The sequence below is a fragment of the Sivoneniella epilithica UHCC 1019 genome (genome assembly GCF_040830845.1).
GTDB lineage: Bacteria > Cyanobacteriota > Cyanobacteriia > Leptolyngbyales > Leptolyngbyaceae > ULC077BIN1.
Map to the genome: position 1 here is coordinate 34,093 of NZ_JBFPDP010000034.1, position 24,413 is coordinate 58,505.

The 24,413-nt window shown below is 50.6% G+C and carries 21 protein-coding genes; 18 read left to right on the forward strand and 3 right to left on the reverse strand.

Going from position 1 to position 24,413, the window contains the following annotated elements; genetic code table 11:
- Window positions 1-3 precede the first annotated feature (3 nt).
- From AB3R30_RS18475 to AB3R30_RS18535, 13 genes are all read left to right on the forward strand, one after another.
- Window positions 4-531: a phage tail protein gene (locus AB3R30_RS18475; protein WP_458650682.1), complete on the forward strand. Its 528-nt coding sequence runs from the start codon at window positions 4-6 to the stop codon at window positions 529-531.
- A gap of 126 nt (window positions 532-657) precedes the next feature.
- Complete coding sequence (locus tag AB3R30_RS18480) at window positions 658-1,140, forward strand: phage tail protein (RefSeq protein ID WP_458650683.1); 483 nt, start codon at window positions 658-660, stop codon at window positions 1,138-1,140.
- A 171-nt stretch (window positions 1,141-1,311) separates the two neighbouring features.
- Window positions 1,312-1,824: a phage tail protein gene (locus AB3R30_RS18485; RefSeq protein WP_458650684.1), complete on the forward strand. Its 513-nt coding sequence runs from the start codon at window positions 1,312-1,314 to the stop codon at window positions 1,822-1,824.
- Entirely contained in the window at window positions 1,824-2,204 is a 381-nt protein-coding gene (locus AB3R30_RS18490) for a phage tail assembly protein (RefSeq protein WP_458650685.1), read from the forward strand. The genes AB3R30_RS18485 and AB3R30_RS18490 overlap by 1 nt, the downstream gene beginning before the upstream one ends.
- Complete coding sequence (locus AB3R30_RS18495) at window positions 2,201-2,344, forward strand: DUF6760 family protein (protein ID WP_458650686.1); 144 nt, start codon at window positions 2,201-2,203, stop codon at window positions 2,342-2,344. Before AB3R30_RS18490 ends, AB3R30_RS18495 begins: the two co-directional genes overlap by 4 nt.
- A gap of 24 nt (window positions 2,345-2,368) precedes the next feature.
- A complete protein-coding gene (locus tag AB3R30_RS18500) occupies window positions 2,369-4,048 on the forward strand; it encodes a CHASE2 domain-containing protein (RefSeq protein WP_458650687.1) in 1,680 nt (559 codons plus the stop codon).
- Window positions 4,041-4,316 (forward strand): hypothetical protein, encoded by a 276-nt coding sequence (locus tag AB3R30_RS18505; protein ID WP_458650688.1) that lies wholly within the window; start codon window positions 4,041-4,043, stop codon window positions 4,314-4,316. Before AB3R30_RS18500 ends, AB3R30_RS18505 begins: the two co-directional genes overlap by 8 nt.
- The gene (locus tag AB3R30_RS18510) at window positions 4,316-4,855 is read left to right on the forward strand and encodes a phage tail protein (protein ID WP_458650689.1); all 540 of its coding nucleotides are present in this window, start codon (window positions 4,316-4,318) and stop codon (window positions 4,853-4,855) included. Before AB3R30_RS18505 ends, AB3R30_RS18510 begins: the two co-directional genes overlap by 1 nt.
- A 12-nt stretch (window positions 4,856-4,867) precedes the next feature.
- On the forward strand, window positions 4,868-7,924 hold the full coding sequence (locus tag AB3R30_RS18515) for a hypothetical protein (protein WP_458650690.1): 3,057 nt from the start codon (window positions 4,868-4,870) through the stop codon (window positions 7,922-7,924).
- 25 nt (window positions 7,925-7,949) lie between these two features.
- The gene (locus AB3R30_RS18520; protein ID WP_458650691.1) at window positions 7,950-8,552 is read left to right on the forward strand and encodes a CIS tube protein; all 603 of its coding nucleotides are present in this window, start codon (window positions 7,950-7,952) and stop codon (window positions 8,550-8,552) included.
- A gap of 17 nt (window positions 8,553-8,569) precedes the next feature.
- Window positions 8,570-10,537 carry a VgrG-related protein gene (locus tag AB3R30_RS18525; protein ID WP_458650692.1) on the forward strand — a complete coding sequence of 656 codons (1,968 nt, stop codon included), beginning with the start codon at window positions 8,570-8,572 and terminating at the stop codon, window positions 10,535-10,537.
- A gap of 6 nt (window positions 10,538-10,543) precedes the next feature.
- The gene (locus tag AB3R30_RS18530) at window positions 10,544-12,619 is read left to right on the forward strand and encodes an eCIS core domain-containing protein (protein ID WP_458650693.1); all 2,076 of its coding nucleotides are present in this window, start codon (window positions 10,544-10,546) and stop codon (window positions 12,617-12,619) included.
- 357 nt (window positions 12,620-12,976) lie between these two features.
- The gene (locus tag AB3R30_RS18535; protein WP_458650694.1) at window positions 12,977-16,432 is read left to right on the forward strand and encodes an eCIS core domain-containing protein; all 3,456 of its coding nucleotides are present in this window, start codon (window positions 12,977-12,979) and stop codon (window positions 16,430-16,432) included.
- 13 nt (window positions 16,433-16,445) lie between these two features.
- On the opposite strand, the gene AB3R30_RS18540 is transcribed toward AB3R30_RS18535, so the two are convergent.
- The 3 genes from AB3R30_RS18540 to AB3R30_RS18550 form a co-directional block, all read right to left on the reverse strand.
- Window positions 16,446-17,423 carry a WD40 repeat domain-containing protein gene (locus AB3R30_RS18540; RefSeq protein ID WP_458650695.1) on the reverse strand — a complete coding sequence of 326 codons (978 nt, stop codon included), beginning with the start codon at window positions 17,421-17,423 and terminating at the stop codon, window positions 16,446-16,448.
- 680 nt (window positions 17,424-18,103) lie between these two features.
- Window positions 18,104-18,517 (reverse strand): hypothetical protein, encoded by a 414-nt coding sequence (locus AB3R30_RS18545; protein WP_458650696.1) that lies wholly within the window; start codon window positions 18,515-18,517, stop codon window positions 18,104-18,106.
- Window positions 18,518-18,522: 5 nt separating this feature from the next.
- Window positions 18,523-18,993, reverse strand: coding sequence for a hypothetical protein (locus tag AB3R30_RS18550; RefSeq protein ID WP_458650697.1), 471 nt, complete (start codon window positions 18,991-18,993; stop codon window positions 18,523-18,525).
- 11 nt (window positions 18,994-19,004) lie between these two features.
- Here AB3R30_RS18550 and AB3R30_RS18555 point away from each other — a divergent pair, with 11 nt between their 5' ends.
- The 5 genes from AB3R30_RS18555 to AB3R30_RS18575 all read left to right on the forward strand — a co-directional run bounded on the left by AB3R30_RS18555 (window position 19,005) and on the right by AB3R30_RS18575 (window position 24,339).
- Window positions 19,005-19,163: a hypothetical protein gene (locus AB3R30_RS18555; protein ID WP_458650698.1), complete on the forward strand. Its 159-nt coding sequence runs from the start codon at window positions 19,005-19,007 to the stop codon at window positions 19,161-19,163.
- Window positions 19,164-19,264: 101 nt separating this feature from the next.
- A complete protein-coding gene (locus tag AB3R30_RS18560; protein WP_458650699.1) occupies window positions 19,265-19,663 on the forward strand; it encodes a GPW/gp25 family protein in 399 nt (132 codons plus the stop codon).
- 32 nt (window positions 19,664-19,695) lie between these two features.
- A complete protein-coding gene (locus AB3R30_RS18565) occupies window positions 19,696-21,897 on the forward strand; it encodes a putative baseplate assembly protein (protein WP_458650700.1) in 2,202 nt (733 codons plus the stop codon).
- Window positions 21,894-22,979, forward strand: a complete 1,086-nt coding sequence (locus AB3R30_RS18570; RefSeq protein WP_458650701.1) for a phage tail protein — start codon at window positions 21,894-21,896, stop codon at window positions 22,977-22,979. The genes AB3R30_RS18565 and AB3R30_RS18570 overlap by 4 nt, the downstream gene beginning before the upstream one ends.
- Complete coding sequence (locus AB3R30_RS18575; protein WP_458650702.1) at window positions 22,972-24,339, forward strand: hypothetical protein; 1,368 nt, start codon at window positions 22,972-22,974, stop codon at window positions 24,337-24,339. The genes AB3R30_RS18570 and AB3R30_RS18575 overlap by 8 nt, the downstream gene beginning before the upstream one ends.
- Window positions 24,340-24,413: the final 74 nt, after the last annotated feature.

The following is a 24,413-nucleotide window of genomic DNA, read 5'->3' on the forward strand; positions in this document are numbered from 1 at the left end:
ATTATGACCGACACCTCCGTTAAACCCATCACTACTAGCCGCTTTTATGTAGAGTTTGACGGCATGACCGACAAGCTGATTAAAAGCGTTCAAGAGATTGCTTTTCAAGGACAGGTCAAGGGCTACGAAAAAGCGCTTGCTTCAACCAAGAAAGGGCAAACCCTGCGTCAAAGCACCTCGGCAGGATTTGAAGAAAATCCGAACTTTACGATCGAGGTTTACCTGCGGGAGGGCGATATGGATTTCTACAATTGGATGCTGAATACGATGCCCACCAGCTACTCTGCGGGGAGTACTCCCGGAGCCGCTGGGAAAGGGCAGTGGGCGCAAAATCGCAAAGATGGCTCCATCACTGCTTATGATCCGGGCGATAACCCCATTTTGCGGTGGGATATTAAAAAAGCCTGGATTAAAAGCTACAAGGTGTCAGATTTTTCTGCGGATGGAGCAGATCTTGCCTTTGAGACGTTTGAAATTGTTTGCGAAGATATTCGCCGGGTTTCGCCGCAAAGTGGTGGACCTTTGGGATAAGGGGCAGGGGCGTAGGGGCGTAGCATTTGGGCAAAACCTCTTGCTAACGACCAAAGATCTTCTACCAAATGCTACGCCCTTACAGTGGAGGATCTAGTTTTTTCTTTAAGCGAAGGGGGTTGATGTATGGCTGAGGGTGGTGAAATTCTAGCGACTTCTAAGTTTTATCTAGAGTTTGAAGGGATTACTGAACTGATTGTCAAAAAAATCAGCGGTTTATCAATCAAATTGGAAGCAGCGGGAGATATGAAGTCTTTTGGGGTGCGGAAAGAGGCAGTCAGCTTTATGCAGGCAACGGTCAGTGGTGTGACGAGCGGTGTGGTGACGGTTGAATTTGTCGCAACGGTTGAAGATCACTCGATGCACAACTGGTATCGAGATTCTCACTCGATCGGGGGAGCAACGGCAGGCAAGGGATCAACGGGTGGCGGCGCACGCAAAAGCGGCTCACTTACGGTTTTTAATCAGGCAGGGAACCCGGCGGCGCGCTGGAATTTTTCGGGCGTTTTTCCCAAGTCTTACAAGACTTCAAAAATGGAGCCGGGGGGGACTGAGTTGTTCACTGAGAAAGTTGAGTTTGTATATGAAACGTGCCATCGCGTCAAATAATTCCACCTGTAAAATTTTTGTTGACTTACAGATAACTGTAGGAGCGCAGCATTGGGGCGATCGCTTGACGACTCAATCAGAGATAGACTACCAAATGCCACGCCCTTAGATATATGCCAGCCTATCACCAGAAAATTTATAGCAAGAAGTAATTTGGGGAGGTGAATTTCATTGAGCGCAGATAACTACGAGCTATTAACCAACTCACGCTATTACCTGGAAATCACGTTGGAAGGTTCTCAGGAAAAAATTGACGGATATTTCATGGAGTGCCAGGGGTTTAAGCGATCGCAAGAAGTAATTACTGCCTGTGAAGTGGTTCATCAAAAATGGGGGATTGGTGGGGCAAAATTTGGGCGGATTCTGCGAACAAAACTACCCGGCAACTCTAAGGCTGAAAATATTATTCTCAAGAGAGGATTAGGCATTTCGGTCACCCTGTGGGATTGGTTTAAGGCAGTGGAGGAGGGGAAATGGGGGACGCAGCGGCGCGATGGTGATTTGACGATTTATGACCAAGCATCGAACCAGCAGGCTCGGTTTCGCTTTGGGGGCGCGTGGCCCGTCAGCTACAAAATTACTGATTTGAAAGCATCCGGGACAGATTTTGAGGTGGAAGAAGTGGAGTTGGCAGTAGAAACGTTTGTACGAGTCACTCCTGGTGGTAATGAGGTTCAACGATAATGACGATCTCACACTCTCTTTTAACTCAGCTTAGTTTTACGTTACCGCGCGGTTTAGTCGATCGCAGTGGCGTAGTCCATCGGCAGGGCATTATGCGATTGGCAACAGCACGAGATGAACTGGTTGCCCACAAACATCGACATGTTCAGGCTTATCCAGAGTATTTAATGTTGGTGCTGCTGTCTCAAGTGATTATCCAACTGGGCACGTTGGAAAGCGTATCGCCGGATGATTTAGAAAATTTATTGACTCAAGATTTAGCCTATTTGCGTGAACTGTATAACCGAATTAATCAAACGGGTAGCGCTCAGTTATCGGTTCAGTGTCCGCAGTGTAACCATCCGTTTCAAACAGAGTTGGTGTTGTCGGGGGAGTTGTGAGCTACCCTCTGGATCGGCTCCACCAGGAGGTAGCTTTCATCGCATTACATTTTCACTGGACTTTGGAGGACATTTTGAATTTGGAACACCGCGATCGCCGACGTTGGGTTCAAGAAATTCAAGCGGCAACTTCTCACTAATTTTTGCAAAAGACACATTCACCTATGGCAACTTCCCTAAAATCGCTGTTCAAAACCGTTTTGCTCACCAGTTTGGCAGTGACAGTGCCGCTTGTGGGCATTCGGTTTTGGGGTGGATTTGAGGGAGCCGAGTTAGCGGCTTATGACGAGTTTATCCGTCGTCGCCCCGCAGAAAAACCTGACGATCGCATCGTGATTGTGACAATTAGCGATGACGATATTGAACAACTTCAGCAATATCCAATTCACGATGGCACTCTGGCAGAGGCATTGAAGACGCTAGATAGCAAACAACCGCGCGCGATTGGGGTAGATATTTCGCGGGATGTGCCCCACGGTTTGCCTGCGGGACGCGATCGCCTGACCCAAGTGATCCAGAAAAGCGAGACGATCATCACCGGTTGTCTGCTCAGCACCGCCAATCATCCGGGGTCGCCTCCGGCTCCCGGCACTCCTCCCGGCGGGGCAGCCTTTGCTGATTTTCCCCAGGATATTGACAAAATTGTGCGCCGCACCAAGCTGATTTCGACCCCAGCCCAATCGAATAGACGGAGCCGCACAAATCACGACTGCAACGATGTTAGAGCCGATAATGAACTTCCCTCCTTAAGTTTCCAGTTAGCGTTAATGTATCTCGACGGTGCTGACATCAAGCCCGACTCCACGGCAACGAATCAGATTCAGTTTCGCCAAACGGTGTTGCGACGGATTGATCCTCAGTTTGGGGGCTATGTTCGCGCCGATGCACCCGATTATCAATTGATGTTGAATTACCGAGGAGCCGATCGCATCTTTCGGGAAATTTCTATCCTAGATGTACTGCGCCAGAAAGTTGACCCGCAGTTGATCCGCGATCGCGTGGTGCTAATTGGCTACACCTCCGAAGTCTCAAAGGATGAACTCAACACGCCCTTCAGTGAAACCCGGAGCGGTTCTCGCACGATGCCGGGTGTGGTGGTTCATGCCCACGCAGTCAGCCAAATCCTCAGTGCTGTACTGGATAACCGCCCCCTGATTCGCAGTGGGTCAAACCTGGGGGAAGTGCTGTGGATCTTTGTCTGGTCGTTTGGCAGTGGGCTAATTGCCTTTTATAACCGACGGCTGGGCTTGTTTCTGCTTGGCTTGGTTGGCACAGGGTTCGCGCTCTGGGGCATTTGCTATGGCGTGTTTCTGGCTCAAGGATTGTGGCTGCCGTTTGTCCCAACGTTGACGGCTGCCATTCTCACTGCCGTGGCGGTACGAGTGCTGGATTTGGCAAGTCGCAGTGGCTATACCCAGGCAATTTATGAGCAGATCAAAGATCAGATTCAAGGACAGGGAGCCAGCCGCGATCGCCGAGGAGATTACCTGGAAAACTTAGTTCAACGTGCCCGCATCGCCCGCCAAGGGCAAACCGCCGCAGATTTATTATCTTTAGGCACAAAGCCAGAACCGCTGGCAACTGCAACCCCAGAAATGCAGGCGCTCTATCAACAAATTGCTGCTCAAGTGAAAGCAGATGTGGCAAAGGAGCAAGCGACCCGACAGAACGCGATTCCGCAAAGCGGCTCCCCTACCGGAATTGCCCAGCCTCGGAGCAGCAAAACTAGCCGGATTCAAAACTTATTGAGTCGGGCACAACAAACGCGCAGCGCCCATTCGCTCCCTGCCGAGGGTGGGGCAAGCCTTGAAAGTAGTAGTGCATCTAACGAACCCCATGACTAACTCTGCTCCCCTAACTCCTCTCGGTTCAGAAGCCGCCCGCAATCGCTCGATTCCTGCGATCGCCGTTTGTCCAGCGGGATACGCTGCCCCGGCTCGGTTTTTAGAGTTGACTCACCCGGAAGATTTAGCACTGTTATCTCAACTGGCGGAGCAGCTATTGCAAGATCCTCTAGCCGTGAAGCGATTGAGCGATCGCGTTGTGGAATTATTGCATCAAGATTTGAGGCAACAACAGGAGCGGAGTCGGGGCTATGGGAGGCGCAGATAATGCCTAAACTCAATGTACTGAATTACGTCACCACCAATCGGTTCTACGTCGAAATGGACAACCAGTTAGCGGCGGCATTTAGTGAATGCTCTGGTTTGGATGTACAGATTGAAAAAGATGTTTATCAAGAAGGCGGCGTGAATGAACAACAGCGGATTTTCTTGAAACATGCCAAGTTTGGCGATTTAACCTTGAAGCGCGGCATCACCGATGATCCCGCTTTTTGGGATTGGATCAGCCAAAGCTTGACGGCAGATGACCTGCGGCGACGTAACATCAACATTTTGGTCTTTAATCAAGCGGGAGAAACGATTCAGGCTTGGCGGCTGGTGGGCGTGGTGCCAGTCGGCTGGAAAACTCCATCGCTCAAGGCAGATTCCAACGCGATCGCCCTAGAAGAATTGGTTCTATCCTACGAAGGACTAACCGTTGTGCATCGCTCAGGCGAAAACAAAATACGGGTGAAAGGGGGCGGCGCGATCGGCGACACTAAATCAAGCCGCGTGGCGCGGGGCGATCAAGGCTATTTTTCAGATTAGGGATTCTTAGCAATGACCGATGATGCAGCGATCGCACCACAACCTCCAGTAGAGACACCGCTGGGCATTCAACAACCGCTTTTGCCGTCTGTGCCGCTGGGTCAGGCAATGCTGCAACCCAAGTTTTTTACCCCGTTGGGGGCGCAGTCGTTGCGAGTCCTTGATCCCTCCATCTTCTTAGCCGTTCCCGACCTCGCTGTGCCCAGTGAAGAATTGCCCTTTCAAGACTCACCCTTTTTCGATGCCCCAAAGTCTACGCCGCCTGAATCCAGGCTATCTCAATCCACGCCATCTCAATCTACAGTCTCAGCAGTTCAGACGAAGCCCCAACCTCAATTCCCCAATCCTGCGTCGCCTGAGATCAATAGACTCATTCCTGTTGAACAGATCGCTGAAACGCCAATCGCTGCCCCTCTTGCGGATGAAACATCTACACAAGAAACATCTACACAAGAAACGCCGATAGCTACAACATCTATATCCCCAGATGAAACGTTAGATGAAACATCGGCAGATTCAACATTCGATCAAGCTCTTGTAGTTGAAACGCCAATCGCTGAAAATCTGACGATCGCAGAACCAGTGATATCGCGATCGCTACTCGACGAGCCAGATACCGCGATCGCATACTCCGCTCAAACCGAACCCATCAACTTGGTAGAATCCCGCGCCTCATCCATTTCAAGCCCTTCTACCGAAACTCCGACGGAACAGTCAAATGAACCTTTGCTCCCAATGGCTGCCCCCTCAGACTCCGACCCCCTGCTTGAAACAGCCATCCAACAGCCAGAAGCGCCACCCCTTGAGCGATCGCCAGACTTTTCCTTAGACCGCAACGAGATTCCCCCAACTCCCATCTCGCAGCCAACCGAAGTAGACACTAGCCGATCTCCTGCCTCGCCTTCAGACCCCAAAAGTGCTTCGCCGCCTGTTGATAATCCAGAGGCGATCGCATCCTCAATCGATTGGGCGATCGCTCAACCAAGCTTGAATACACCAGACACCGAGATCGTGCGTTCAACATCGCCTGCCGAGCCTGCCATTTCAGCATCAGCACTGTCTGATCGGGAAGAGGGTAGATCGGTTGATGCGATCGCATCTCAGCCAGAAGATAGTCCGATCAGTATCACTGAAATCATTCAGCCTAAAACGGATGATTTTGAGACGACTGATTTAATCAACGAGCAACTAGAAGATCCAAGAGAAATCAGCCTTGAACTATCTAGTTCGGAGCCTACGAGCGATCGCGCTGAAATTACTTCTATAGAAAATCAAACACCTGTCCAGCTTCAGAGTCAATTCAATTCATTAGCCCCTTTCAGTATTCCCCATCCATCAGAACCCTCACAAGAGACAGGAACCAGTCCCGATGACTCGAATGTGTTGAGTAGCTCGGAAGAGCCAGCAATAGAGTCTCAGCCAAGCTTGCAACCCTCGTTTGGATCGGTTGAAGAAACACAGAATTTCCAGGACTTAGAGACTGAAAGTTTTTCTCAACCCATGGCTCTAGAGACTTCAGGGCAATCAACTCATCCTGAAACTCATCCTCAAGTTGATTCTGTGACTCAACTGAATGCTGGGCTAAATAGTCAACGACAAGCTGATTCTGTGACGCAACTGTCTATTGAGCCAACGATTCAACCACAAACAGAGGCACCCGCGATTCGTGAAACGTTAGCGAAGCTTTCCGCAGGACTCCCTGCGGGAATCGCCGCCGACCTTTCAGCTTCTGTCATTCCAAAAGAAATCACGACTCAAACTTCATCCATTCAGCCTATTTCTGATATCGCTCAACCCGTTCAAAGGACAGTTACCGAGACTGAAACTCTCATTTCCGAAGCAGAAGCAACGGCTGAAAATGAAAGATTTATTGAAACAGATCAGACTAGCCTTCTACCGCAAAATCTACAAGACTTAGAGACTGAAAGCCTTTCTCAGCCCATGACTCTAGAGGCTTCAGGACAACTCGTTCACCCTGAAATCAATCCTCTAATTGAGTCTGTCACTCAACCGAATGCTGAGCCGATGATTCAACGATCCATTCAGTCTGTGACTCAACCCGATATTGAGCCGACGATTCAACCAAAAATAGAAACATCCCCGATTCGTGAAACGTTAGCGAAGCTTTCCGCAGGACTTCCTGCGGGAATCGCAGCCGATCTTTCAACGTCCGTCATCCCAACAGATATTACAACTCAAACTTCATCGACTCAAACTCCATCCGTTCAGCCCCTTTCTGAGATCGCTCAACCCGTTCAAAGGAAAGTTGTTGAGACTGAGGCTGGCGATCGCGGCATGATCAACACCGAACAATCTGATAAAGGAGCTAATCTAATTCCCCGTTCATTAGAACAAGAGTCAGAAAATGAGAGCTTCACCAAAGTAGATCAAGAAGCAGACCAAACCAGTTCTTTACCAGAATTGTCCAGTGTTCTTCAGCGGTTATCGATTTTAGAGCCGATCGCCACAACTCCACAGCCACTCTATACCGACCCGCTGCCAGCAGCACAGTCTGTTCCATCGCCTCAATCATCGGTTATTCCAGAAATTCAAACAAAACCGTTTGAGTCGTTGTTCGATGTGCCCTTTGAGGCTCCTAGCATCAGACCACAACGTGATATTGGAGCAAGCAACTACATCACGCACAACGATATCGCTTCTATCCCAACAGCCTCGACTCCAGATACACTGACTCCAAACTCACCCGTGACATCGGAATGGGGCACTATCGCCGATCTCTTCAACACGTCTGAAACCAATCATTCCACATTAGAGCCTGAAACCGCGTTTGTCGAGGATAGCTATCCTGACTTGATGCATTCCGATCGCGCAACTCCCAATGAGATGATTCAAACCAGTCCTACACCTGCTGTTGAGGCAGCCGCGCCCGTCCCGACAGAGACGAACAGCGATCGTGAATCTTCTACACAGACTCCCGCACAGTCTGCAAGTTCAGGATCGCCCGAACATCTTGAACGCCTTGCCCAAGAGGTTTATCAACTGATTCGGCAACGGCTAGCTCTAGAACGAGAGCGGGTCGGCAAGTCCGGTTCAGGGCGCTTACTGTAATTAGAAACTATTGAGGAAATGAACAATGACAGGCTTAGGAACCTTGAAAAAAGCAGAACTTCGACCCGCTACTGGAGAAAAAGCAGATCCAATTCAGTTCATGTTTAATCCAACGGAGCTAAAATTTAGCCGCAGTGTTGCCATTGAGCAAGCACCCGGATCAACAACGACAAGAGGACAAAATCAAACCAGCTTCAAACATCCCAATCCTTATCAACTCACGATTAGCAACATCATTCTCGACACCTATGAAAAACAAGGGGAAGAGCGAAATGTCTTAAAGCCGCTCAAGCCCTTTACTGATGCAGTTGCCTATATCAAAGAGGCTGGAACTGCTTCAGCAAGGGGAACTGCTCAATCTCAAAGACCAAAAGCAAAACGACCGCCAATTTATCTATTTACTTGGGGTGATCATTCCTATCTGCGATGTTTTATTAAAAGCTGCAACTTCCGCCTGACTATGTTTTTGCCCGATGGCACACCCGTCCGAGCAATTATTGATCTGACGCTTGAACAGGTTGACAATCCACAATCACAGCCATCTCAAAGTCCACCAAGCGTGGGGCAATCTCAGCGACAAAGCGGCGGCAGAACGCTGCCCGGTGAAGAACCCACTATTCTCCAATAACCTTTTGAGATCATGCTATGCCACCGCAACCAACCTATACCGCTGAACCGCACTTAGAAATTGAGGGTGAACCTGCTTCGGAAAAACTGATGGGCGATATCCTGCAAATCTCGATCGAGGAGAGTTTGCACCTACCCAGCATGTTTACGATCGTCTTCAACAATCCGGCATTTCCAGGGCGGGAAGAGCAGCAGTCGAAGGCGTTTCCTGAGCGAGACGATCAACAAACTTGGGAACATGAAAAGCTATTGTCGATTGGCAAGTCGATTCGGATTGGGTTTACCAATAGCACCACTGAATCTCCTGAGTTTCAAGATCAAAAAACGGACTGGATTTTGTGGGGAGAGATTACCGCGATCGAAACTCATTTCACTTCTGGTTCCCAAGCGCCCATGATTATTCGCGGCTACGATCGCTCCCATCGGCTACATCGGGGCTGTCATAACCGTTCTTTTCAAAAAATGAGCGACACAGAAATTGTTCGGAAGATTATTCAGGAAGTGGGCATCCAGGAAGGCAAAAACACCCTAGACAACAGCGGCATGATTCACGACTATGTTTTTCAGGAAAACCAAACCAATCTAGAATTTTTGCGGGAACGGGCAGCCCGGAATGGATTTGAGCTTTTTATGCAAAATGGTGAACTGCATTTTCGCCAACCGAAAAAGGATGGTTCCCTGGAAATGATCTGGCAAAAGGATTTGACCAGTTTTCAGGTGCGGGTCACTAGCGCGGAACAGGTGAATGAGGTGGAAGTACGGGGTTGGGATTATAAACAGAAGCGGGCGATCGTGGCTAATCGTAGCAAAGAAAAGATTTGGACTGAAACGAACTATGGCAAAGGTCAAACCACAAGTTCTGCCTTTCAGGGCAAACCCAATTCGCCCAAGCTGATTGTGGTGGATCAACCGATCGCCACCCAAAAAGAAGCCGACAATATCGCTCAGGCACTATTCAACGAGATGTGCGATGAGTTTGTTCACGCGGATGCTCAAGCTCAAGGGCATCCCTCCATTCGTCCGGGGCGGGTGGTGACGCTGAAAGGCATGGGAAAATATAGCGGCAAATACTACATTACTGAAACCCACCATACCTTCAGTGAGCGGGTTTATAAAACGGCTTTTAGTGTACGCGGCTTGCGGGGTGGTGATTTGCTGTCTCTACTCTCGCCGCCCACCCAATTGCACCCTGGACAAACCTTGTTGATTGGCAAAGTGACGAATATTGAAGATCCTGATGGGCTGGGGCGGGTGCGGGTGCAGTTTCCCACTTTGACGGAAGATCATGAAAGCCACTGGGCGAGGGTGGTGGCGATCGGTGCAGGGAAAGGGCGCGGCTTTGATTGTTTGCCCGAAATTGATGATGAAGTGCTGGTGGGGTTTGAGCATGGCGATATCCATCGTCCGTTTATTATTGGCGGCTTGTGGAATGGCTCGGATAGCCCACCGGAGAGCGTTGGAGACTCGGTAGGCGGGGGGAAGGTGCGATTACGAACCATCAAAACTCGCACTGGACATCAACTGCAATTTATTGAAGAAGCCAAGGCTGGAAGTCAAGCTGGAGTCACGATCAAAACCGCTGGTGGACACAAACTCACCTTTAACGACACGATTAAAACAATCGATATCGAAACGGCGGCAGGGCACAAGCTCACTTTCAGCGATCCCACGGGCACGATTAGTTTGAACTCGATCGCCAATGTAACTGTGGATGCCAAAGGACTCATTAGCACCACGGCGATCGGCGCAGTTAGTACGAATGCTTCCGCGATTAGTGAAACCGCAACGGGAGCCATCAATATGCAATCAGGTGGGGTAACTAATCTGACCGCAGGCGGAGCCGCCAATATTGTCGCAGGAGCCGCGATCGCTATTACCGCAGGTGGAGCGATCGCTATTACCGCAGGCGGCACGGTAGCCCTGACTGGCGTAAACGTCAACATTACTGGCATTGTCACCATTAATGGCAAACCCTTGCCTTACTGACGGATTTTGTTGACTTCGGATCTGTCTGTGCCCCTGACTTTAGTCCAGTTGCCAAAACTGAGACAACCGATCCACGATCGCAACATCCTTTTTCCCAAACCCCGCTCGTTTGGTGAATCGATCATGCAAACTCGCTTATCTCTCCAGCGTCACGCTAACATCGAGTCTTCTGATCGCGTGGTTGCCAGCATTCAGCCGCGAACGACTTCGTCGCGCGAAGCGCTATCGTGGGGCGATGAGATCCATCAACAACCCGAATCGGTGCCGCCACAAACCGGCGGATTCGACTTCAGAAATGTTGATTGGTTTTCCCATGATCCAGGTCCGCGCCCAACGCCCAATGTCCTAAGAAACATTCAGGCAAAGCTGACGGTGGGTGCGCCGAATGATGTCTATGAGCAAGAAGCAGACCGGGTTGCCGAACAGGTGATAAGTACGCCCGACTCTGCTGTTCAGCAGTCTATCCAACGGGAAGCAATGCCCGAAGAAGAGGAAAAGATTCAAGCGAAGCGATCGCCCGATTCAGGTTTTCAAGCGGGGAGCAATCTTGAGAATCGGCTAAGTAACAGTCAGGGTGGGGGAAGCCCATTGTCGGAGGAGGTGCGCGCCTTCATGGAACCGCGCTTTGGTGCCGACTTTAGCCAGGTGCGAGTCCATACTAGCAACGAATCGGTTCAGATGAACCAGGATTTGAATGCCCAAGCCTTCACTCATGGACAAGACATTTACTTTGGCTCCGGTAAATCTCCTGGAAACGATGCCCTGACTGCCCATGAGTTGACCCACGTCGTGCAACAAACGGGTGCCATTCAAACAAAACACGCATCCGAACAGACAACCGTTCAGCTAAAGTGTTCAGCTTGCGAAAATGAGGAAGCTGAAGTGCAGCGCAAGAAGGAAGAAACCCCAATCTCGCGCCATATCTCGGTAATTCCTGATGCCATGCTGCCTGATCGAGTATCTCGATGGGGAGAAGAAGGGGTATCAGTTTCTGAAACTGGACCTAATCCCGAACGTTTGACTCGGCTGGAAGATTTGGCTGCCCAAATCACAGTTCATACTGAGGAGAACCTAAAATTAGCGCAGGAACTCAACTCAGCGTCATTCCTTGAAGATAGTCGTTCCCAACTGATCGATTTTCTTGAAGATAGCCGTTCCCAACTGATCGATCTATTAGAAGAACGAATTACCCTTTTGGATGTGGAAATTTTTGCGTTGCAGGAACGTATTGGTTCCAATCCCTCCAGTTCTCCCGATCATCCTGAAACCGATGAACTTGGGAATGAATTGATCAGGCGTGAGCAAGAACATCGGCAACATCAACAGCAGTTACGCCCCCTGAAGCGTTGGCAAATGCGGCATGAAGTAGGCTCTATTGATGATGAACTGGCTCAGCTTGAGGCTCAACGATCGTCCTTGAATTCAAAGAATGATCCAGGGAATCTCATTGCAACCCTGTTACAGTTTCGTCAAGATGAGTTAGAACAGCGCAAGCAAAAACTAGCCACTACATTAACTTCATCGGCGGTGGAATATGAACAAGGGGATAAGCAATGGGGAGGAATTCGCTATGGTGACAATGAAGCCTGTAGCACTATTAAAGAAGGTGGCTGTGGACCAACCTCACTGGCGATCGTGTTGAACTTTCTTTACCAGGAAGATCCAGAAAGCTTGGCTGCATCAGGAAAATTTGAAATTGTTACACCACCCGAAACAGCTAAGTATGCTGAAACCCATGGTCGGATTTGCGGTCATGGTACTGCTGGAGATCCCATGGTTACTAATGTTGAAACAGAATGGCCTGGTTTTCAGGGGCACAGAATTGATTTGGCTAAAGCCAAAGCTCAACTTCGCAGTGGCAATCTTGTAATCTTTCTCTGTAAGAGTTGTACAGGGCAGAAACGAAATGGAACACCAAAAAGCTACGAGGGCCATTATATGGTGCTTAGTGGGATTGATGAAATGGGCACGACTTATAACGTCCTTGATCCTGGTAATCGTGAATCAGCCGATATTGAAACCATTTCCCACACTGAGTTAGAAAAACATGCGAAGGGCTTCTGGGTGATTGAACGCAAATAGCTGAAAAGCCGACTAAACCCATGCATCAAGTTGTGGAAATTCAGGTCATCTCAGTTTAGGGTGATCGCCCCCAATGCGATCACCGTCTTGATTGGACAATAGAGATCCTTACGACTTTAGTCAAGTTGTTAAGATTGGCAAAATGCTCCACGATCGCAGTATCCCTCATTTTTCGGTGTTGCTGAATGCAAGCATGATTTGCCCTCATCCCCAACCCTTCTCCCAGCGGGAGAAGGGAGCTAGAAGTCTTGTTCCCTCTCCAGCGGGAGAGGGCTAGGGTGAGGGCGAATTTTGATATTCATACCTCAATTCAGCAACGCCCATTTTTCCCACCCCTGCCCCGTTTGGTGAATGCTCATGCAAACTCGCTCTTCCCTCCAACGCCGCAGCAATACTGAGTCATCTGATCGCGTAGTTGCTACCATCAAGCCGCGACCATGGGGCGATGAGATTCATCAACAACCCGAATCGGTGCCGCCACAAACCAGCGGATTCGACTTCAAAAATGTCGATTGGTTCTCCCATGATCCCGGAACGCGCCCAACGCCCAGTGTTCTCAGAAACATTCAGGCAAAGCTAAAGGTGGGTGCGCCGAATGATGTCTATGAGCAGGAAGCCGATCGTGTCGCCGAACAGGTGATGAGTACCCCCGACTCTGCCATTCAGCAGCCCATCCAGCGTGAGGCAATCCCAGAAGAGGAACTGCAAACGAAACCATTAGCTGCGACGATTACGCCCCTCGTACAGCGGGAGATGATACCAGAAGAAGAGAAAGAATCTGAACCCGTTCAAGCCAAACAAATTCAACGAGAGATGGCACCCGAAGAAGAGGAAGAACCTGAACCCGTTCAAGCCAAACTTGTTCAACGGGAGATGGCACTGGAAGAAGAATCTGAACCCGTTCAAGCCAAACAAATTCAACGAGAAATGGCACTGGAAGAAGAATCTGAACCCGTTCAAGCCAAACTTGTTCAACGGGAGATGGCACTGGAAGAAGAATCTGAACCCGTTCAAGCCAAAGTTGTTCAACGGGAGATGGCACTGGAAGAAGAAGACGAAACTAACCCTGTGCAAACGAAGCGATCGCCTGATGCAGGTTTTCAAGCAGGGAGCAATCTTGAAAATCGGCTAAGTAATAGTCAGGGTGGGGGAAGCCCATTACCGGATGAGGTGCGATCGTTCATGGAACCCCGTTTCGGTGCCGACTTTAGCCAGGTGAAGGTTCATACAGGTAGTGACGCTGTACAGATGAACCAAGACTTGAATGCCCAAGCCTTTACCCACGGTTCCCACATCTATTACGGTGCAGGCAAAGCTCCCGCCAAGGATGAGTTAACAGGACATGAACTCACCCATGTGGTGCAACAAAAGGGGTTGCAAAGAAAGCCAGCCTCGGACTCAAGCGAATCGGCTGGAATTATACCGAACCCGATTCTTCAGCGGCAAGTTGCTCCACCAGTTGCTCCACCAGTCCCTGCGACTCCTCCTGCAACTCCATCTAGCTACCACAATGCAGCGGCAATCTATGCCATGACTCTAAACGACTTTGACAGCTACGCCAGAAATCAGGCGGACTGGAGCAATAGTCCTGCTCCTAATGCTTTAAGTGTGGCTGACAAAAGAAGCCTGAGAACAATTTTAGAATTTGGTCGATCGCCCAACATTTTGAATGGGTGCGGCACCATGACAGTTCAATCTCTCAAGGACAAGGGCATTGTCCCGACGGTGACATCCCCCCTGCGGACTTATAGTCGAGCCGTAGCTAAAGCGGTTCCCACCGTTGAGTTGCACCAAACGGATGACATTAACAAGGGGATGGATTGGGGTAAAGCTCTACAAAAACTAGAACCCGGACTGGGAGGCGCAGTCATTCAAACCATCATCAAAGAGGATGGTAGCCAAACCCAACTCCAGGATCTGATCAGCGCCAATAAAGTCGATGCCCTGGTTAACTACAATCGAGTTTGTCATCCCGTTTTGCACGCCAACAATGGCAGCGAAATTGATTCCTTCTTAAGCTTGCATGGTGAAGGGGCTAACCCCATCAGTTATCAGGGACGCTTGCATCAGGTTCGCAACTTTCATCGATTTGAAAAAGCTGCCCTCGATCGGCTGGTGCAAAACCAGGGCAATACCAGTAAGGCTAAGCCTCTGGCATTGATTTTGCATTCCACCTTTGACCACAATGGCGCGTTTCACCGCGATCCTAACTTGACGGCAGCGATTACTGACAGTCACAACCTAACGCTGATGCTTGAAGGGAGGAGTTCCCTGGCAGAAATTCAAGGAGAGTTGCGCCCCTTGGCTCGGCGCTATGGTAGGAATAATCGCATTAGCCAGGTAATGATTGCCGGACATGGCAATGCTCGAGTGATGGAATTGGCTGGGAGGCTTGATCGTAGAACCGTCAACGATCCCGATACTCATGGACAGCGAGATGATGCGATCGATCTGGATGGCAATGCTAGGCGCACCCAGTCATTTTTCCAGGCATTGCTGCAAAATATGGAATCGGGTCCCAATGCCCGCATTGTCCTCAATGCCTGTCTAACCGCTTCCAATACCGTACCCGGCTCCCTCGATCCCGATCCCGCTAGGGCACAGCAGCAAATTAACCAAGCGATCGCCACCAATCCCAGTCTGGCTACCCATCTACAAAATATGGCAACTGCCCAAGGCGTAAATGTGGGGGTAAGGGGATCTAATGCCTCCTTTGGACAGGTAGGGATGATTGACCCAGTCACTGGGCTACTCGATATCATTCCGGCGGGGGGATCTGACCCAGCGATGACGGCTGACAAATTCACCTATGTGCGTGAGGGGCGGGAGCCAGAAGGTGCCATGCGGGCTGTGGTGGAATGTTGGGCGCAGGATCAAGCGCGCTGTTTGCAGGCGGTACGCGATCGCCAAAGCGCTCCCTATGGTTCTAGTTGGGATGAAAAAATTATCCAGGCTGCCTATGGCATTGTCCTCAGCAATTCCACTAATGCCAACTTAATGAATCAACTGGCGCAAACTGTCGGCGGACTTTCTGAGCTTAAGCACCGCGATGAATGTCGCGTTGGGACGATTAATCGCATTTTGCCAGCCGCCCATCTCCACACCTTATTTACCAGTCTGGCAAGTACCAGTGAGTGGGCAGCGCAGCACCATATTCCTCTGGTCGTCTATCAAGTGTGGCAAAAAACTGACCCTAGCAAGCGCACTGATCTATTGAATCAACTGCAACATTTCAACTGTCTACAAGCCTCTACCTTTGTCGATACGGCTTTTCTAGGCGCTGACTTGGCTCAAATTCTGCTGCTGCCCCCAGCTAGCCCTCCGCCAGCCAATCATCTGAAGCTGGCGTTAATTCACGTCACACAAGGGGGGATAAACGCTGGAGATACTGGTCGAGAATACCTGAGATCAGTAGCAGGAGGTGGTCGCACTTTCCCCGCAGGTCTCAACATTAATGGGTTGCTGGCAGGGCTTTCTACCGAACAAGGTATTTTGCAAGATATTGGCTTAGGTGCAGCCGCCGCTGCCAGTGGTGGTAGTAGTGCGCCACTCGCTCCTGCCCCCAACGTCGATCTTGATGGCGATGGCACTAATGACTTTTACATCGAGTCAATGACTCGCCGGGGTGGAGTAACGGTACGATCGCTGCGAATCCGGGCAAGACCGAATACAACATCGGCAATTTTGGGTGGTTTGTCCAGCGGTCACCAGATATTTATCATCGGTGAAGTGAGTAACTGGTATGGAATCGAATTTGGTAATCGCACCGCCTTTGTTTACAAGCCAGCAGTGCAGCTTCTTCGCACGCCCTAACCGTTTGATAAAGTTAATCGGATGTCTCCTGCACCTGCACCTGATACACTCTCACGCTGAATTGAGGTTCTCCAAGAGCGATCGCCAACTGATCGCCCTTGGGGTTAAACGCTAAACCTTCCACTATCCCTTGGACAGCCTCAGCTTTTATCAGTTTTCCTTCCAAGGACCAAAATTTAATCTGTTGATCGTCGCCGCCCGTTACCAGCAGTGGGTAATGGGGGTGAAACGCCAAAGCCTTCACATCCCCCCGGTGCGCCTGCCAACGGTGTAGGGATTTCCAGGTTGACGTATCCCACAGAATCACTTGCTGGTCAGCCCCGCCACTCGCTAACAGAGTGCCTGTCGCATTCCACTGCAAATCTCGAATCACTAGGGTATGCTCACCCAGATCAGCTACTGCCTGTTGGGTTTGTCGATCCCAAACACGCAAGTGAATGGCAGCAGCAGCAATAAACCGTTCACTCAGAGCGATTGTCCGGTAGGCTTCGCTACCATTGCCTTCCCACAGAATGCTTTTGAGTTGACGAGTTTGCCCGTCTAGTAGGAGTAACCGCTTGCTCGGACCATTCCAATGGTCGCGATCGCCCAATCGTCGCGAGGGACGATATTCGCCGTAAACTACTAAGTCTCGTCCATCTAGGCTCCAGGCAGAGGCATAGGCAGCAAAGCCGCCCGGAGGGTCTCCTTCTGCTAAATCTGCGGTAAACGCTTTGACCACTGAAGGGAATGGCAACCATTGCTCGGTGTTGATCTGAAACACCTGAGGAGCAGCGAATATCCGATCGCCCATAGCTGAAAATATGCTGCGATCAAGCAACTCACCAGGGCGACTTTGGGTCTGCCAGGGAGTTAGATCACGCCATACATAGAGGGCACCCGCTGAGTTGACTACTGTCAGCAAATGTCCGTCAGGGCTAAAAGCCAAACGGCTACCGTAGCCATTTGTATTGTCCACGATTTTTTTGAGAGATATGGATGGGAGTGCCATAGAGTTTATTGCTAGTTTTGCCACAGATTTTGAGTCATCATACTGGGCAGGATTGGCGTAGGCTTTAGATGTAGTCTGAGTTATAGGAAATATAGTCTGAGTTATAGGTAATGCAAGTTTGTGAACACTATAGTGACATAACAAGCAACTTGGTATTCCTACTGAAAGAATGACTGTTGCCTGAAAAATCCTGTAAAACACTGAAGCTGAAAGTATTATCATCAATTCATACAGAAGCTTTAGTTTCTCTACATTGAGCTAGTAGCGGTTGTCTTGGAAGCAACGAAACCCAACATCATAAATGGGCTACGCTGCCACTGACCCACTCTACAATTCTACTGCTGCTACTGACTATTGATCTGCGTTGTCCTAGGTAAGAGGTACGATTTTGCTTTGTAGACGCTGCGCGATCAGTTAGTGAGAAATGGGAGGAGCGATCTACTATGGCTGCTGAATGAGATCAGCATCGAGAGGGCAATCGTTGCTGAAAGGAGAAGGAAGCGATCGCGGAAATGTTGCTTGAAGGAGGTGCGATCGCTTGTGAGAAAAAATGCAATTTAGATAGAGGTGGTTGAAACTAGAGGAGCGATCGCTGTTTGGGGTTTTGAAATGAGGGCGATCGCGGGTGGTTTTGGGTGAAGGCGCGCTCGTATGTTGTGTTGAAGAGGCGAGATCGCCGACTAAGCAGAAACTGGTTGCATCGTTTGTTGCATTTGCAAATATTCCAACGTGAGTAACCGTAAATAATCCAGCATTTGTAGATAGGACTGCACTTTTGGATAGTGCCCTCTTGTTTCAGAATAGAACTGAGCGATCGTCGAATTAGCAAAGACTTGAAGCTGTTGAAGATGGGCGATCGCAGAATCTAAATGCTTAACGCTTCCTATTGCCTGAATTTGGTTAGCATATCCACAAATACTCACAATTAACAACTCAAACTCTTCCAAAACCGCAAACTCATCATCCGAACCAGGATACTGCCCAGAAATTTGATTCATCTCTGGTTTTAGGATCGCGTATTCATCCGTCAACTGATGCAAAAGCTGAATGGCATATTCCCGCTGAACCTTTAACTTGTCTTGAACCTGTGCCATACCCTTTATTCCTCATTGATACCATAGGTTACAATTTTCTCAACGCCGTACTGATCCGGTCGCACAATCAAAAAACCGTCTTCTTTCCGATACACGGCTGAACCATCCAACCGATAGCCAGACTTGGGCACTCTCTTAGCACCTTTTTTGCTAAAATTATGCGCCTTACGAAGGTATTTGAGTGGGTCAAATTGCTTTCTCTCCGCATGGTGAATTACACTGTGCGCCACGCTATCATAGGTTCCCGCTTCCCACTCTAAAAGGTATTGCTGTAGCTCAGCAATTTCGGCATCTCCATAACCCTTAAACAGTTTATTGAGATAGGGATCGGTAGATGGATCATCTGGTATTCTCACTCTCCTCTCACTTAGCAGATTATATTCATAATACTTTTCAGCGCGGTCGCCCACTTTGAAGATTAAACACGATCGCAATTGGAAGAAAAGCAGGGCGATCGCGTTTGAGAAAGAATGCAATTTAGATAGAGGTGGTTGAAACTAGAGGAGCGATCGCGTTTGGGAGTTTGGAGGGAGGGCGATCGCGGGTGGTTTTGGGTGAAGGCGCGATCGTATTATCACTGCTGAATGCGATTGCCTGCTGTGTTGAAAAGGCGCGATCGCCCGTCAAACTGTCAAACTTTAAATAAAACCCAACGCTTAAACTTGCAATCCCTAACTTTTGTCAAATACCCAGAGTGGCAGTTGTTCAATACATTGGGGGTACTTCTGCAAAAGACTGGAGCGCTCCATGGCATCTCATATTGGCAAAGGGATTAGCTTTCCGCTCAAAACCAACGTGCAAGGCAGCCTCCAACTCAGTGCCGAAGAGCAAAACCTGGAAGAGTGCATCCATTTGATTTTGCGTACCAGCTTAGGAGAGCGGGTCTACCGTCCTAATTTTGGGTCGCGGCTATCGGAGTTGGTGTTTGCCCCGTTGAATACCAACACTTTGCTGCTGCTGCGGCTGTATGTAGAAGAAGCGCTAGAGGCGTGGGAACCTCGAATTGACTTAGAAGCCGTGTTGACCGATCCTGATCCCATTCGGGGGCGGGTCGATATCACCATTCGCTATTGTCCCAAGGAGAGCCACGATACCCGCAGTTTGGTCTATCCCTTTTATCTAGTCCCCGCAGAGTTATCTGAGTAGTCGATCGCATTATTTGTGTGAAGGGAGAGGTTGTGGATTTTGATTTTCTCACTCAGCTACCCAAATCGGATCTAGACGATCGCACCTTTAAGGATTTGGTGGATGAATGCCTGTTGCGCTTACCGCGCTATTGCCCAGAGTGGACGAACCATAATCCCTCTGATCCCGGCGTGACGATCATTGAGCTTTTTGCCTGGTTAACCGATCAGATGTTGCTCAGGTTTAACCAGGTGCCGCGCCGGAATTATGTGGCGTTTTTAGAGATTTTGGGAATTCAACTCCAGCCTCCTGCCCCGGCGCATACCGTGTTGACCTTTTATCTTACCCGTCCCCAGGATGCGCTGCGATCGGTGCCAGTGGTGCCCATGGGAATCGAAGTGTCAACAGAACACTCAGAAAATGAGCCTGCCATTATCTTTAGTACCGATCAGGAATTGCGGATTGGGCTACCGTGGATTCGGCATTTTCTGACGGAAGAACGGGCAGGGGCACTGCCGGAGCAGGTGCAAAATCGGCTGACCAATCAGTGGACGCGGGACGAATTGGGGCGCTGGACTGGACGGCAGCAGTCGGTGTTTCAAATGATGCCCCAGGCAGGCGATTGTTTTTATCTGGTGTTTGACGCGATCGAACCCTTAGACGGCAATGTGATTTCCCTGACAATTGAGGGCGAACCCGCAGGCTCCACGGGCATCAATCCCAACCGACCACCGCGCCAGTGGGAAGCGTGGAATGGTGCAGAATGGCAGCCTGTCTTGCTACGAGAAGAAGATGACGGCACCCGGGGCTTTAGCTTTGATGATGTGGAACGCCGAGGACTGTCGGGGTTGCGAGAGGCGGAGGTGTTGCTCCACTTGCCCTTAACCTGGGTGTCTACTACCTTTGCAGGCTACTATGGACGCTGGCTCCGGTGCCGCTGTCAGCAATCGGAGAGCGATCGCTTCAGTCGATCGCCCCAGTTAACCACGCTGGTGGCTCAGTCTGTGGGTGGGCGCACTCAGGCAAGTGAATGTTCGCGGGTGTTGAATGAACTGGTGGGTGAAAGCAACGGCACGCCGGGACAAAGCTTTTTCTTGCAATCGCAAGGAATTTTAGCGCGCCACGAGGGGGAATATTTACAGGTCACGCCAACCGGAGAACTGCCGCAGCGCTGGCAAGAGGTCGAAAATTTTGCCAATTCCGGTGCCAGCGATCGCCATTACACCCTCGATTCCCGCACGGGACGAGTTCAGTTTGGTCCGCTGATTCGAGAGCCAAAGCATCTGCAAGAAGAGGTGCAACTCCGGCGGCAAGTTCAGTGGCAGGGACATTCGTTTAATCAGGCTCAACTGGAACGGGTGGAAACGCTAGAACGACACTATGGTGCAGTGCCGCCCCAAAATGCCCTATTGCATATGGTGTCCTACCGCACAGGCGGAGGCGATCGCGGCAATGTGCCCCGTCATGCCCTGCGGGTGTTAAAAACAGCGTTGCCTTATGTGCAACAGGTGACAAACTTGGAACCGGGGCGCGAGGGTGCCGATGCGGAAAGCCTGGAAGAGGCGGTGCTGCGAGTTCCCCGAATGCTGCGGACGCGCAATCGAGCCGTCACCCCAGAGGATTACGAAACCTTGACGCTGCAAGCCAGCCGCGCCGTGGGGCGGGTCTACTGTCCCCGCCAGCAGCCTGAAAATCACCTGCCCGGAGTGGTGACAGTCTATGTGGTGCCACGGGTGAATCTGCCGGACTTGGAGCAAGGCATTGCACCGGAGCAGTTTCGCTTGAGTGTGCCGTTGCGAAACGAGATTGAGCTATTTTTGGGCGATCGCTGCATGTTGGGCACCCAATCATTTCTGCAAGAGCCTGACTATGTGGGCGTTTCCGTGCAGGCGGTGTTGGGAGTTGACGCAGACTTTCAACAGGGAGCCGCCAGGCTGGAGCTACGACGGCAGTTAACCCAGGCGCTCTATCAATTGCTCAATCCGCTGACGGGCGGACGGCAGGGCACGGGTTGGGGAATGGGGGTGCCGTTGTATCAATCTGACCTCGTGCGCCTGATCCAAAATACCCTGGGGGTACAGTATCTAGAAACGCTGCAACTGTTTGAATTGCGTCAGGAAACGGGCTGGCAGCGCCAATTAGTCACGGGCGGGGTGATTGATCCAGGGCTAACGGGCGTTATTTGTTCCTGGGCAGATGTCCAGCGTCAGTCGGCGCACCGCATCCAGTTTTTGGGTGAGGAATTGGAGCCATGAGCCAGACCGATCGCCGCACGTTGAGTGTACAACTATTGCCCATGTCTGTACCCAATCCGCCGCCTGTGGGGGGTGCCGCGCCATCTTTGGCAACTTGGGGCGCACTGGCAAACACGGAAACTTCAATGCTGCCTAGCCTCTGTTTGTGTCCTGGCGAGGTGGGAGAGTTGCTGGTGCGGCTGGTGCATCAGGGCGATCGCCCACTTCGCTATAGCCTACAAATCAATGGCAGCATCCCTCCAAGTTGGTATCGCTTCTATACCGAGGGCTTGGAACTCCAACCTAATCAAGCGGCTGAAGCGGTGGTGCGATTTCAGCCAGAGGCGAATTTTTTTGAGGCGCGGCAAGTCCTTCAACCCGACCAAACCCTCACCTTGGACTATCAAGCCGAACTGCGAGTTCAGGCACTTGCAGCCGCAGACTCGTCCTTAGAGTCGTTTACTGCATCGGACGATCCATCCGAGTTATTGGCAAGCAAACCGTTTTATCTGTTTCTGAGACCGCGTAGCCTGTACCCCGAATTTTTGCCAGCGGTCTATCAAGAAGTCGATTTTATCGGGCGACTGCTGAAGGTATTTGAACAATCCTTTGAGCCGGCGGTGAATACCTGGCAGACCCTTTGGGCATATCTTGATCCGTTAACCGCGCCAGAATCGCTCCTACCATTTTTGGCGCAGTGGGTGGGCTGGCAAAACGAAGTCACTTGGAGCGTGGAACAGCAGCGATCGCTGATTCGACGGGCAATGGAAATCTATCGGTGGCGGGGCACCAAGCGAGGATTGCAGCTTTATCTGCATCTGTATACGGGATTGCCCCAGCACGACCCAACGCGATCGCCCGAACAGCAGCCGATTCAGATTGTCTCTTCCATTCAAAACGGGCTGGTATTAGGCAAGAGTGATTTTGGTCCCAACGCGATTTTAGGCGGCGGCAGACCCTTTCATTTCAACGTCACACTACGCCCCAACCAGGGACAATTTTTGGATGAACTGCTGGTGCGATCGATCATTGACCAGGAAAAACCCGCAGTCTGCACCTATGACCTAGCCATCGCTCCCATTGAGGATCTTGTTCATGTCTGAATCCCGCGACTATCCTCGGTTGGAACTATTTGAGCGCTGGCAAATTAGGGATGGAATGCCGATCAATGCGGAGTGCTGGCAACACGCCCATACCTACCATCGTCATCGCCAAAACTTTCACTACCAATCCCTCTATGAACCTGGAATTGTCTATGGATTAGGCGTGGCGATCGTGCCCGATCAACCCGATGGACGCTTGCTGCAAGTTCAACCCGGCGTGGCGATCGACATTGCGGGAAACCCAATTATTGTGCGATCGCCGGAAGAGTTTCGCCTCACGTCCACTCCCAACGAGGGACAAGCTCTTGTGGTGTATCTCGTGGTCAATTATGTTGACCCCGATGACCTGCGGCGCAATCCCACGGCGAAGACTCAAGTTGAAAGCTTTCGGATTGTGGAAAAACTCCATCTTGATTCCCAGGATGTGGAACTGTGCCGGATCGATTTGCAGGCAGGCGTAACCCACCTTCAGGCACCCCCCAATGTGTTTGCCCCCAGTTGGAACCAGCTTGATTTTCGCGATCGCCGTTTGCCTCAACCCCAACCCCAGTTTCGAGTCCGAGTTGGGCTGATCACCAGCGACCCCACAGAAACGCTGACCCAACGTGGTTTTACCGATTTACTGCGATCGCTACTTGGTTTATATCCGACTCTGCGCGCCGATTTGCCTTTACGAACCTTTTCAGGGCAGGCATTGGGACGCGAATTTGCCCTGGATTGTCAGTTGCTCCACATTCCCTACCCGATTTTGCTGACGCTGCCCACCTCGGCAATACAGCGGTTGCAGACCTTTTTGGCACAGGGCGGTGTGGTGCTAGCAGTGGCAGACTTTGATACCGTAGATTTATTGGATTTGCTGACGATTGGGCAGGAACTCCGGTTGGGGCTATTGGAAGCGGAACGCGATCGCGATCTGTTCAATCAAACAGGGGTTCAACTTCAGCAAGAAATCGCCGCTAACCAGAGCGCCATTACCCAACAGATTGCTACTGTTGAACAGTCGATCGCCGCGATCGCCCCCCGCCTCGGAATCTCCTCCCCTGAAACTGGACTGCTAGCCGATGATCACCCCTTATACTGGCAACCCTTCACCTTTAGCCAGTTGCCCGATTGCCAAGGCTATCCAATCATTCTAAGAACCTGGGGCGGATTGGTTCTAATGCTTGGTGATTTAACCCGATGCTGGAGCCGCAGCGCCAACCCGCCCATTCCCCGCGAAACCCTGCGCTCTGCCCAAGAATGGGGGATTAACCTGCTCCACTTCGCCGCCCAAAGACAGCAATGGACTCAAGCCCTCACCCCACTTAATACCCCAACCAGCGATCGCCCCGACAGCCTCCAACAGAGAGTTTCTCAATGAGTTTTGAGTTTTGAGTTTTGAGTTTTGAGTTTTGAGTTTTGAGTTTTGAGTTTTGAGTTTTGAGTTTTGAGTTT